An 11,785-nucleotide genomic window follows, 5' to 3' on the forward strand; every position below is an offset into this window, starting at 1 on the left:
AACATTACTTAAACCACCACCATTATTTAAGCCGCAACTAAGGCTCGTTGGACCTGTGGTTTTGCCGCCACTGGCTCAGCTATCACCACAAAACGCCAGCGACTTTGTGCACCTAAGCTGTCAAATGGATAACTGGTCACTAAAGTCAGCTGTACATCATCTTGCCCATTAAGCTGACGAATATCTGTTTCGGCTACGATTTGAATCGACACCACTTGATAATCAATAACGTTTGCCGCGCTATCTTGTACCCGTAGTCGCTGCCCAGCTTTGACCCCTTTTAAATGGGCAAAATGAGTATCTCTATTGCCGGCAATCACAGCATTGCCCCACCCATTAAGTTGATTTACTCCCATTAGGGAGACAGGGCTAAACGCTATGTTTCTGCCAGACGCGCCCGCTAATACATATAAGGCTTGCCCCTGCAATTGCCCCTGCACAGAAACAAACTGCAGCTTAGCCACTGGATATGTGTTGGCCCAGCTCCATGGCTTATGCCACTTACCATCGCTTAAGGTTTCACGCCATGCCTGTTCGATTAAAAATTGAGCAAAACGTGCTTTCGCCTGCATATAGCCTCCTTAGTACAATTTGTAAAATCAGAACGATACCGATTAATAACATAATGCAATGACGATGAACGCTTATCCGTGCTCGCACCTTTGCCCACGCATACGTCGCAAGCATATCAACAGGATGCGCTGCATTACGCTGGCATAACTTAACCAATACGCACCAAGTAGTAGCAGCAACATGGCACTAATGGCTAAGATGAGTCGACGCTCACTGGCCGCTTGCGGCCATTGCCCGATGGATGCTTGCAGCGGCATCATCATAACAATGGCATAATCATTTTCGACGCCTTGCTTATCGGCAAGCTTTGTATTTTGAGCCGTCGCCCAGCGCACAGTTTTACTCATCTGAGCATATGTTCCATTATCATTAGGCGAGGATGATGTCACAGCGGGCTCACCGGCGTAGCGAGGCGTATTTGCCAGCGGAAAACGCACACTAAACGCCTCCGCTTGGTAACTGACCAATTGCTGATAAGTCATTTCAACAGGGAATATTTCACCTTGTAAGTGCGGCTCAGCAATATGCTGAGTCACACTGTCAATAGCGACATCGTGAGGTAACGAAAATAGATACATGCCGTTAAACCACTGGACGGTATCGTTTTGAAAAAACGGCTTCACTTGCACTCGGTTTGCCCAGCCCGATATCTGCATAGCAACTTTATCATTCGGTAATGCACTCAACGCGAAGGCATTGGGGAGCAAAGACCCGGTGAATAAAGCCTTAGCTGACTTAGTTAACGGCTGTGATAATGGCTCGGGTGAGAGGCTAGATAATAAATAGATAAGCTGACGACTCCCCAAAAAGGTTTTATCATCAGGCTGCGCCAACACACTGCGGGGCAATAAGGCGCTAAGGGTTAAGGTTGTGCACATCGTCAGGGCTAACCAGCGCTGCCATTTGTGATGATTAAGCCATAATAAAAGCGCAACAAGATTGAGTCTCGCAGCCCCCTGAGATAAAAAGGCCCCCCTCGGGGGGCAAAGGGTGGTTGAGCTGAGATAGTCGATATCCATGTCTGTGTTCCTTTTAACTTGCGCTGTAGCCTAGTTGGCTGCAATAGCAGTATCAGCATTTAACAGTTGGATGGTCACGCGGCGGTCAAAGAAATCATTTTCAAAACTCTGCTCATCGTTAACCGGTGCACTGGCACCATAGGCTTTGGCGTCAAGGCGCATCTCATCCACACCTTGCTTAACAAGGTAGCAACGAACTTCAGCCACCCGCTGCTCAGAAAGCGCTTGGTTATAACTCGAGTCACCACGGCGATCAGCGTAACCGGTTAAATCTAATGTTAATTCTGGCGACAGTGACATCAGATCCGCCACATCATTAAGCTGGCTTTGAAAATGAGGTTCTATCTCCGATGAACCGGTTTTAAACTGTACATTTAAGCCTAATGCCAGCTCTTCAAGGCCCGCTTGCTGATGCTGCTTTAATTGAGCTAACTCACGCTGCGCATGGTTGTATTGCTCACTGACCTGCTCAAATTCACGGTGTTGTTGGTTGAGCATGGCGATCTGTTGCTCTTGTTCAGTGAGCAACGCATGCTGGGTTTTTATTTCACTGTCATCGGCCACCGCTTGGCCTATCATGCCGCCAGTAAAAGCCCCGATAATCGCCCCGACAGGTCCACCCACAACGGCGCCCAATACGATACCTGAGCCGACGCCAATTAGCGCTTCGGTGTCTGAGGAGGCTTCAACACTTGCTGGAGCACTGCCACCTAAATTGCCACTCTCTAAATTACTGTTATCTTGAGCACTGTAAGCAAAAGAAGAGGTCAATAGCGCGCTGGCGATCAGTACGGCAATAATCTGCTTTTTCATCTTGTTATCCTTAATGTAATGTCCCGGCAAAAATGATGGTGAAGCAAAACCGGGGACATGATGTCGATGAGTCCATTAAAACGCAGTTAAGTGGCGCAGGCAGGGAACAAAAGTGGCATTACAGCGACCAATTGTGGCAACAAAATGGCAATTCCCTTAAGTCACTTTTATCAATAAAAATTTGCTGTATAGTCACCATCCATTAAATAGTCATACTGCGATGAGAGAGCAATGAAGCGTATTGCAATAGTGGAAGATGAAGCGGCTATCCGTGAAAACTATAAAGAGGTGCTGCAACAGCAAGGTTACAGCGTTCAAGCTTATGCCAATCGCCCCAGTGCGATGCAAGCTTTCACCACCCGTCTGCCCGACTTAGCGATTATTGATATTGGCCTTGAAAATGAAATAGATGGCGGCTTTACCCTGTGTCAATCACTGCGAGCCATGTCTAGCCAGCTGCCGATTATTTTTTTAACTGCTCGTGATAGCGATTTTGATACTGTCTGCGGCTTACGCTTAGGCGCCGATGATTACCTGAGTAAAGATGTGAGTTTCCCTCATCTTATCGCGCGTTTAGCCGCGCTATTTCGCCGCTCAGAAATACAAGAAAACAGCACGCAACATGCCCAGCTCATTGAGCATGGTCATCTGTCTATCGACGTTAACCGCATTCAGGTGTACTGGAAGAATCAACCCATTGAGCTCACCGTTACTGAATTTTGGATGGTGCATGCCTTAGCCAAACATCCGGGGCATGTGCGCAGCCGCCAAGCCTTGATGCAAGACGCTAAAATCTATGTTGACGACAGCACCATCACATCGCATGTCAAACGGATCCGCAAAAAGTTTATCGCCCAAGACGACACCTTTGACTGTATCGATACCGTCTATGGCATGGGTTACCGCTGGGATAACCAAGGCTAGTTATGTTTCCTTTGCCTATTGGGCTGCGCACCAAAGTCGCCATATTGTCACTATTTTTGCTCTGCCTCCCCTGGCTGGGCTATCAATATGTGTGGGAGATGGAAAAATACCTACGCCACGGGCAAGAAAAAACCCTCGAAGGCACGACCCAAGCATTAGCCACGGCGCTGCATGAGCGACCAAAACTGTTCGACAAACAGGCCAGTTTTTTGTCACGAGTGGAGCAAGGACGAGACTTGTACGCCTATCCACTGGCAAGCCCTATCCAGCTCGATGGCAAACTCAGCGATTGGGGTAATTATCGCCACCGCAGCCTGCATTACGGCCAAGAGCATCAACTGTTTAACCTTGACGATAATCATCCACCCGCAATCCACTTTAACCACATGGTCGGCAAGTATGCGGGCTACCTGTATGCCTTTTTTGAAGTCACAGATCCGAATGTGGTATACCGCGGCACCAATAGCTTAAGCATTGAAACTAATGACTACTTAGCCATTGCAACTCAGGCTCCCGACGGAAAATTTAAGCGTTATATTGTCGCCACCATCCGTGATGGTTGGATCAGCGCGTTCCAACTGCCTGAGAACCCTAAGCGAAAAACCCCTGTCACCCCAGAGCTTAAAATTCAAGGCAAATGGCGTAAGACCGAACAAGGTTATAATATTGAGCTGCGGATCCCGCTGGACATGGTGGGCAGTAAATTGGGATTTGCCATCGCCGATGTCAACGATAAACGCCGCCGACAGGTAGAAGCCATTGTCGGCACCTCGGCCACTGACGATGTAAATGAACTGGGGACTGTATTGGTTCCGTCACCTGAAATTGAAAGTATTATTAAAGGTATGAGCCATAACAGCTCACGCATTTGGGTGGTAGACAAACATGGGCGAGTCTTGGCTAAATCGGGTGATATTCACAGTAACAATAACGTTTGGGCTCAGGCGGCCACCGAGCGCAGCGATGAAAGTGCATGGGAGCATTTTAAACAAGAATATTTACACCCACTCTACTATCGCGTGCTGACCACGCCAGCAAAAGACTTTGTCGACTCATTGCAAGACTCAGCTGTACTCGAAGGTAGCCATATTAAGCGCGCCTTATCGGGCAAGTTTGGCTCAACGTGGCGCTTAACCCCCGACGGAAAAGCGGTGGTCTTGGCTGCTGCCAGCCCGATTTGGATTGACGATACCGTCATGGGTGTGGTGATTGCAGAAGAAACCACGCATGGTATTCGCACCCTGCGCAACAAGGCACTCGAAAAACTGTTTAACGTGATCATTACCGTGATGAGTATGGGCACTCTAGCGCTGTTCTTTTTCGCCTCGAGCATTTCCAGTCGTATCCGCAAACTCAGGGATGAAGCCGAACAAGCCATCGACAGCCAAGGCCGAATTAAACGGGCCATTGTGGGCTCAAAAGTGCGCGATGAAATTGGTGACTTATCACGCAGCTTTGCCAGTATTGTCAGCAGGTTAGGCCAATATACCCATTACCTTGAAAACATGTCATCACGATTATCCCATGAACTGCGCACCCCTGTGGCCGTAGTGCGCTCATCGCTTGAACATCTCAACGCTCAAGCGCTGCCACCTGAGCATCAAAAATATGTCGATCGTGCCCAAGAGGGCGTCAGCCGCCTTAATATGATCCTCAACAACATGAGTGAGGCGACGCGGCTAGAAGAGGCGCTCACCCACGCCGAAGTGGATACTTTTCCTCTGGCAAAAGTGATTTCGGGTTGCATGCAGGGTTATCAAATCACTTACCCTAAGCAGACGTTCGAGGTCGATATTTGCCCCGATCCGCTTAACATGCAGGGCGTACCTGAATACATTGCCCAGCTGATGGATAAGCTAGTCGCTAACGCCATTGAGTTTAGCCTGCCCGCAACGCCAATTGAGGTGAAACTGCACGCTAAAGGCCGTATTGCCATGCTGAGCGTTTACAACCAAGGGCCCGCACTACCTGAAAATATGAGTGAGCAAATTTTTGAATCTATGGTCTCGGTACGGCCCCAGCCTAATCAAGATAAACCCCACTTAGGCTTAGGGTTATACATAGCGCGGCTGATCACCGATTTCCATCAGGGCAGCATTGAAGCTAAAAACATCCAGCTGGGCGGCCAACACCAAGGCGTGATGATCAGCATCAAACTGCCGATCAGCGCGGTATAAAATATCTGTGTTCATTGCCCATCCGCCCCTTTCATTTGGCCATTTAGATGTTAAGATGGCTAAAAATAAAATAAGGGTGGGAGTCGCTACAATGAAAAAAGAGACGCAAATCGTTAGCCTAGGCAGAGACAAAAAGTGGACTAAAGGGGTGATTAACCCCCCTGTATTTCGCGCATCAACCGTGATCTTTGACACTATGGAAGAGATGCGCTTTGCCACCAAAAACCGCGCCAATGGCGAGATGTTTTATGGCCGACGCGGCACCCCTACCCACTTTGCGTTTCAAGCCGCCATCGCCGAACTAGAAGGCGGCGTCGGTACCGCGTTATATCCTTCAGGCTCTGCTGCTATCTCAGGTGCATTATTATCGTTTTTAAAAGCAGGCGATCATCTCTTGATGGTCGATAGCGCCTACGAGCCCACCCGCGATCTGTGCGACAAGCTGCTCAAAGGCTTCGGCATTGATACCACCTATTACGACCCCATGATCGGCGCCGACATAGCCACGCTTATCCAGCCCAATACCAAAGTGTTATTTCTCGAATCCCCCGGTTCTATCACCATGGAAGTGCAGGATGTGCCCACCCTCAGCCGTATTGCCCACCAGCATAATATGGTGGTCATGTTAGATAATACCTGGGCATCGCCTATCAACTCGCGTCCGTTTGAGATGGGCGTCGATATCTCGATTCAGGCGGCCACCAAATATATTGTTGGTCACTCAGACGTGATGCTGGGCACGGCCACGGCAAATAGCGAGCACTGGGATCAACTGAGAGAAAACAGTTATTTAATGGGTCAGTGCACCTCTGCCGACGATGTGTACCTCGCCAGCCGCGGGCTGCGGACCTTAGGCGTGCGTATGGCGCAGCATGAACAAAATGCGCTTAAAGTCGCTAATTGGTTAGCTAGCAGACCCGAGGTGGATCATATTCGTCATCCCGCATTTGTAAGCTGTCCAGGTCATAAGTTTTTCAAACGCGATTTCAGCGCATCCAATGGTTTATTTTCATTTGTGTTAAAGCAAGGCAACCTCAAATCGGTTACCGCACTGGTCGAAAATATGGAACACTTTAAGATGGGCTTTTCATGGGGGGGGTATGAAAGCCTGATCTTGGGCGTATTTGGGATCGATAAACTACGCACAGCAACCCACTGGGACAGCAGTAAACCCTTAATCAGGTTACACATAGGACTGGAAAACTCAGATGATCTCATTGACGATTTAGCCCGCGCTTTTGAGCGATTCAATCAAGCCCAAGGCTAAATTATCCTTGTCACTTCAGCTTGGGCTTAGAGTGTACAAGTTAAATCGGGTGATACCCTTTTAACGCACGGAGTGATCAGCCTTGGTGAATGGATCTTGCCAGGCTTGTGTGCCGTATAAAGGTACAGTTGAGATAGCGTGTTTATGGCTACCATTAGTTTCTTTAGTTGAGTACGACAGGTAAATTAAGGTTTGATTTTCAGCATCATAGATACGGCGCACCTTAAGCACTTTAAATAAAATGCTCAGTGAAGCCTTAAACACTACTTCGCCATTTTTGCTCTTATCGATGGTGGCAATATCCGCGGTGGTTATTGGCCCAGTTTGGCGACAGGCGATCCCCATATCAGAGGGATCGGCAAAATCTAGGTTGGCTTCAATACGGCTAATATGACAGGTGACACCCGGCACTTTAGGGTCGTCCAAAGCATCGATAAGTACATCTTTAGTGGTAAACAGGCCAAGGCTCACCTTGCCGACATCATCGCCGCAACCTGTGGCCATTAACATCACGCTAGCAAGTAACAAGGAGGTTAACCCCTTAGATGAATAGGATTGGGCTGTTGGCGCTTGCGATAAAAATGATGAAAAAAATGACATAGTAGCTTCCCTGTAACTTAAACCTGGATGACTTGAACCTGAGTAATTTGAACTTGGATGACTTAAATGTGAGTTGCTTGAACTTTAGTAGCTTAACTTGAGCGACTTGGATCTGAATGACTCAAATATAAGCCACTTGAGTACGCACCTAAAATACCTACTTGAATATCAGTCACTGGATAATAATGCCTTTTAACGGTAAATACCTAAATTAATCAGATTTACCGTTAAAGGCTTGTGACACAGGCTCTAATTAAAAATACGTTGCGACCAGCGGGTTAATCCTGCCGTGACGCTACCAAAATGATCGCCAACGACAATATCGATTGCAGGATAGATGGCCGCGATACTGTTATAGATGGCCGGGCTTTTGGCTGTCCCGCCCGTCACATAGATAATATCGGGCGTGACACCAGATTCGGCTAACGCAGCAGCCATCAAGGACTGAATTTGTGCCACAGGTTGACTAATGGCGTCGATAAACATCCGCTCGTCGACATTAGCATCCAATTGCTGGCAAATGTAATCCAGCGTCACTGTGGTTTCGCTTGTCTCTGACAAGACAATTTTCGCCGCTTCGGCACTTCTGACAATACGGTAACCTAACTGATCTTGCTGCACTTTTAACAAACGTTGTAGCAAGTCGGCGCGCTCGGCATCGGTAATAAGCTCTTTAATCATATTGCGCGAACTCAGGCTAGCAAAATCACGCTGAGCGCTGATGTCGTTGACAGCCACCGCATTCCAAAACGGTTTACTTGGCACAGGTAGGCCATTAACCATATGGCTGCCAAGCCCCATGTGCTGCATAAAAGCTTTCATCGATAAGGCGATATCAAGATCGTTACCCCCGATCCGCTGACCACTATGACCTAAGAAATCGTCACTGCGATCGGCTTTGTCGATATGCGACGGGCCCATTTTGACCACAGAGCAGTCTGTGGTGCCGCCACCAACGTCAACCACCAACACCGTTTTATCATCGGTTAGGCTGGCTTCAAAATCCATGCCTGCCGCTAGCGGCTCAAACAAAAAGGCCACGGCCTCAAATCCAGCACGGCTGGCGGCTAAACGCAAGATCCCTTCTGCTTGAGCATTACTCTCTTCGCCGCCAATACCTTGAAAGTTAACCGGACGGCCAATAACCGCGTGAGTCACTTTTTGGCCGCGGCTCGCCAGCTTGGCATCGGCGAGTTGTTTGATATGCAGCATCATCATGGTGACGATATCTTCGAACAAGGCCACTTGATCGGCTCGTAACCCTGTCGCACCTAAAAACGATTTAGGTGAACGGACATAAAAGCCCTCTTCGGGCATCTCAAGGTAATGCTGCACCGCAGCCTCACCCACAAAAACGGCCTGCTCATCTGTATCTAAATCTAACTCTCGGCGAGCTTGGCGGGCACGACTTAACTGTGCTGAACGTACAGTGGCATAAGCGCTTTGCTGCTCAGATGGCAGCGCTTTAAGTACCGCCTCACAAATAAGGTCCCGGTCGAGGGCATATAAGGTTGAAACCAGATAATTTGAATCAGTTGACAGGGGTAATAACGTCACAGTGTCTTGATCCATTATCCCCACGGCGCAATTGGCGCTACCGTAATCGAATCCAACAAACATGCTTAAGGCTCCAACGAGTAAAAAGCCGTGCAAAATAGCACACTCGCACTAAAAGACAACTAGCACCACCAATTAATCTTGTCGTTAATTCTGAAATAGCCTGCACTAGCCAGACTCATACAAGTACCAACACTGTTTATTAACGGCCTTGTTCATTACGCCCCTCAATATTACGCCGCCCCCTAAAAGACCAAATAGACTAAACTTAAGATTAGCTAAAATTAGGATGCCGTTATGACTGCACGACTAAAATCAGCAAGATGGAAACACAAGCGTGGGCGACTCCCCCCTACACGGCTAAATTGGCGATGGATTACGCCCCTTCAGGCCAATAAGATAATCACGATTATCCAAGGGGTGTTCGTACTGCTTTTACTGAGTGTGATGATGAGTGTTTCAAGTATGGCTATGGCGCAGACCAAAAGCCCCATTACGCCAACTGAGCAACCTGCTGATCAGCAACTTAGTCAGCAGCAAGCAGGCCCCCCGCAGAGTGTGCCATTATTACGCTTTGAAGGGGCCATTGGCCCTGCTGTCAGCGAATACTTAGTCAGCGAGATCACTCAAGCAAATCAGCTTCCTTTATCGCAGCGGCCGCCACTTGTGATGATCACTATGGATACGCCCGGTGGCCTTGTCAGTAGTTTACGCACCATCAACCAAGCCATTTTGGCATCAACAATTCCTATCGCGTGTTTAGTGTCACCCTCCGGTGCCAGAGCCATGAGCGCAGGGACCTATATTTTGTACGCCTGCCATGTTGCGGCAATGGCGCCAGCCACAACCTTAGGTGCTGCAACCCCAGTTAAAATGGGGGGCCCTATGTCACCTCCCCCTAATACACCCTCACCCAATGACCCTGCTCCTAAAGAGTCTAGCCCCGGCGATCAAGGTGACCAAAATGGCGGCGATAATAATGATAAACAAACCACTACAGATAACAGCAGTGCAATGGAGCGTAAGGTGTTAAATGATGCCATTGCAAGCATTCGCGCCTTAGCGACCCTGCGCAATCGCAACATCGACTTTGCTGAGCGCGCAGTGACCGAGGCTGCCACCCTTACGGCTAAAGAAGCTTTAGATCAAAACGTGATCAACTTTATCGCTGATGACGCGCCCAATCTTCTGACTCAACTCAATGGCACCCAAGTCGATATGGGAGAGCAGCGAATCACATTAAAATTAAGCAATACTCAGCTAGTTGAGCATCAACGCAGTTGGCGTAATCACTTTATTGCCACCATTACCGACCCCAATATCGCCTACATTTTAATGTTAATTGGTATTTACGGCTTATTGCTCGAGTTTTATAGCCCAGGTGTCGGGGTTGCAGGAGTGACTGGCGCAATTTCACTGCTTATCGCGTTATATGCTTTTCAGCTACTGCCGATCAATTATGTCGGACTAGGCTTAATGCTATTAGGTATCACCCTGTTGATTGCCGAATCTATGGTGCCAAGCTTTGGCATTTTTGGTGTTGGCGGTGCGATCGCATTTGCCCTAGGCTCTATCTTCCTTATCGACAGTGATGTAGAGCATTTTGCAATTTCGCTACCGCTCATTGGCGCAGTCACCGTCACAGCGCTGCTTTTTTCGCTGTGGGTATTAACCACCCTGTGGCGGCAACGCCAACATAAAACCGTGAGTGGTGATGATGCCATTGTCGGTGCACAAGCAATAGTGGTAGAAGGATTTATTGAAAAAGGATTTGTCAGCCTTGATGGCGAACATTGGGCCGCGGTGAGCGATAAACCGACCCATACGGATCAACGGGTTTTGGTGGTTGCTCGAGACCACCTAACCCTAACAGTCACCCCGACTCCAGCCCAGTCCTCTAAGGAGATAGTCAATGGACGCAATTAGTTATAACCCCTCGGTGTTTTTTATCGCGCTAGGATTTTTGCTACTGGCGTTATTGTTTAGTGCATTCAAAATCTTACGAGAATATGAGCGTGGCGTGATCTTTATGCTGGGACGTTTTTACCAAGTAAAGGGGCCAGGACTGATTATCGTCATTCCGTTGATCCAACAAATGGTACGGGTGGATCTGCGTACCGTGGTGATGGACGTGCCCACCCAGGATGTGATCAGCCGCGATAATGTGTCTGTTAAGGTCAATGCGGTCATCTACTTTAGAGTGATCGATGCTCAAAAGGCGATTATTAATGTAGAGGACTACTTACAAGCCACCTCGCAGCTAGCACAAACCACTCTGCGTTCGGTACTAGGGCAGCATGAACTGGATGAGATGCTCGCCAACAGAGAGATGCTCAATACCGACATTCAAGCCATATTAGATAGTCGCACCGACGGTTGGGGCATTAAGGTATCGAATGTCGAGATTAAACATGTGGATCTGAATGAAACCATGGTAAGGGCTATTGCAAGGCAAGCGGAAGCTGAGCGAACTCGTCGAGCCAAGGTGATCCATGCCTCGGGTGAGATGGAAGCCTCGGCCAAACTGGTCACCGCCGCGCAAACTCTGGCTAAAGAGCCTAATGCCATTTTACTGCGCTACCTGCAAACATTAACGGAGATCGCTGGCGAGAAAAATTCAACGATTTTATTCCCTCTGCCGATGGAATTACTCAATGGTGTGATGAATAAAACCCTGCCTAACGACTTACCAATAGCTGCAAGTGAAACCACGGCGAGTGACAATCGCGATACAAGTAGCACGGCCGATGACGATTTTGCACATGATAATGATCAGGCTGAACGTTCTCTAAAGAGTTAACCTGAGTCCGATAAAGGCGGTGCAAACACCGCCTAAGCCTAAATACACGAGAGTG

Annotated in this window: 10 protein-coding genes; 5 read left to right on the forward strand and 5 right to left on the reverse strand. The window is 48.5% G+C overall.

Translation table 11 applies throughout. The annotated features are described in order from the left end of the window. Positions 1-26: 26 nt before the first annotated feature. The 3 genes from AC5YBZ_RS10000 to pdsO all read right to left on the reverse strand — a co-directional run bounded on the left by AC5YBZ_RS10000 (position 27) and on the right by pdsO (position 2,405). Positions 27-572 carry a class GN sortase gene (locus AC5YBZ_RS10000; RefSeq protein ID WP_494523601.1) on the reverse strand — a complete coding sequence of 182 codons (546 nt, stop codon included), beginning with the start codon at positions 570-572 and terminating at the stop codon, positions 27-29. 72 nt (positions 573-644) lie between these two features. Continuing rightward, the gene (locus AC5YBZ_RS10005) at positions 645-1,592 is read right to left on the reverse strand and encodes a hypothetical protein (protein WP_494523602.1); all 948 of its coding nucleotides are present in this window, start codon (positions 1,590-1,592) and stop codon (positions 645-647) included. Between the two features lie 30 nt (positions 1,593-1,622). Continuing rightward, the gene (pdsO, locus tag AC5YBZ_RS10010) at positions 1,623-2,405 is read right to left on the reverse strand and encodes a sortase-associated OmpA-like protein PdsO (protein ID WP_494523603.1); all 783 of its coding nucleotides are present in this window, start codon (positions 2,403-2,405) and stop codon (positions 1,623-1,625) included. Positions 2,406-2,636: 231 nt separating this feature from the next. On the opposite strand from pdsO, the gene pdsR reads away from it, so the two are divergent. The 3 genes from pdsR (at position 2,637) to AC5YBZ_RS10025 (ending at position 6,773) form a co-directional block, all read left to right on the forward strand. Further along, positions 2,637-3,329, forward strand: coding sequence for a proteobacterial dedicated sortase system response regulator (pdsR, locus tag AC5YBZ_RS10015; RefSeq protein WP_494518950.1), 693 nt, complete (start codon positions 2,637-2,639; stop codon positions 3,327-3,329). A gap of 2 nt (positions 3,330-3,331) precedes the next feature. Beyond that, positions 3,332-5,506, forward strand: a complete 2,175-nt coding sequence (gene pdsS / locus AC5YBZ_RS10020) for a proteobacterial dedicated sortase system histidine kinase (RefSeq protein WP_494518949.1) — start codon at positions 3,332-3,334, stop codon at positions 5,504-5,506. 91 nt (positions 5,507-5,597) lie between these two features. After that, the gene (locus AC5YBZ_RS10025; RefSeq protein ID WP_494523605.1) at positions 5,598-6,773 is read left to right on the forward strand and encodes a cystathionine beta-lyase; all 1,176 of its coding nucleotides are present in this window, start codon (positions 5,598-5,600) and stop codon (positions 6,771-6,773) included. Between the two features lie 60 nt (positions 6,774-6,833). Here AC5YBZ_RS10025 and AC5YBZ_RS10030 read toward each other — a convergent pair whose 3' ends face one another. Continuing rightward, positions 6,834-7,283, reverse strand: a complete 450-nt coding sequence (locus AC5YBZ_RS10030; protein ID WP_494521615.1) for a CreA family protein — start codon at positions 7,281-7,283, stop codon at positions 6,834-6,836. 339 nt (positions 7,284-7,622) lie between these two features. Next, entirely contained in the window at positions 7,623-8,993 is a 1,371-nt protein-coding gene (gene yegD / locus AC5YBZ_RS10035; protein WP_494523606.1) for a molecular chaperone, read from the reverse strand. Between the two features lie 408 nt (positions 8,994-9,401). Here yegD and AC5YBZ_RS10040 point away from each other — a divergent pair, with 408 nt between their 5' ends. Together AC5YBZ_RS10040 and AC5YBZ_RS10045 are read left to right on the forward strand one after the other, a co-directional pair. Beyond that, a complete protein-coding gene (locus AC5YBZ_RS10040; RefSeq protein ID WP_494518946.1) occupies positions 9,402-10,856 on the forward strand; it encodes an NfeD family protein in 1,455 nt (484 codons plus the stop codon). Then, positions 10,843-11,730 (forward strand): slipin family protein, encoded by an 888-nt coding sequence (locus tag AC5YBZ_RS10045; protein ID WP_494523607.1) that lies wholly within the window; start codon positions 10,843-10,845, stop codon positions 11,728-11,730. The genes AC5YBZ_RS10040 and AC5YBZ_RS10045 overlap by 14 nt, the downstream gene beginning before the upstream one ends. Positions 11,731-11,785: the final 55 nt, after the last annotated feature.

It is taken from the genome of Shewanella sp. 553 (assembly GCF_059338375.1).

Bases quoted from the DNA above. Each gene is read 5' to 3' on its own strand.
- AC5YBZ_RS10045 (WP_494523607.1), top strand. From the start codon at position 10,843: ATGGACGCAATTAGTTATAACCCCTCGGTGTTTTTTATCGCGCTAGGA.
- AC5YBZ_RS10000 (WP_494523601.1), bottom strand. From the start codon at position 572: ATGCAGGCGAAAGCACGTTTTGCTCAATTTTTAATCGAACAGGCATGG.
- AC5YBZ_RS10030 (WP_494521615.1), bottom strand. From the start codon at position 7,283: ATGTTAATGGCCACAGGTTGCGGCGATGATGTCGGCAAGGTGAGCCTT.
- AC5YBZ_RS10005 (WP_494523602.1), bottom strand. From the start codon at position 1,592: ATGGATATCGACTATCTCAGCTCAACCACCCTTTGCCCCCCGAGGGGG.
- AC5YBZ_RS10040 (WP_494518946.1), top strand. From the start codon at position 9,402: ATGGCGCAGACCAAAAGCCCCATTACGCCAACTGAGCAACCTGCTGAT.
- pdsR (WP_494518950.1), top strand. From the start codon at position 2,637: ATGAAGCGTATTGCAATAGTGGAAGATGAAGCGGCTATCCGTGAAAAC.
- yegD (WP_494523606.1), bottom strand. From the start codon at position 8,993: ATGTTTGTTGGATTCGATTACGGTAGCGCCAATTGCGCCGTGGGGATA.
- pdsO (WP_494523603.1), bottom strand. From the start codon at position 2,405: ATGAAAAAGCAGATTATTGCCGTACTGATCGCCAGCGCGCTATTGACC.
- AC5YBZ_RS10025 (WP_494523605.1), top strand. From the start codon at position 5,598: ATGAAAAAAGAGACGCAAATCGTTAGCCTAGGCAGAGACAAAAAGTGG.
- pdsS (WP_494518949.1), top strand. From the start codon at position 3,332: ATGTTTCCTTTGCCTATTGGGCTGCGCACCAAAGTCGCCATATTGTCA.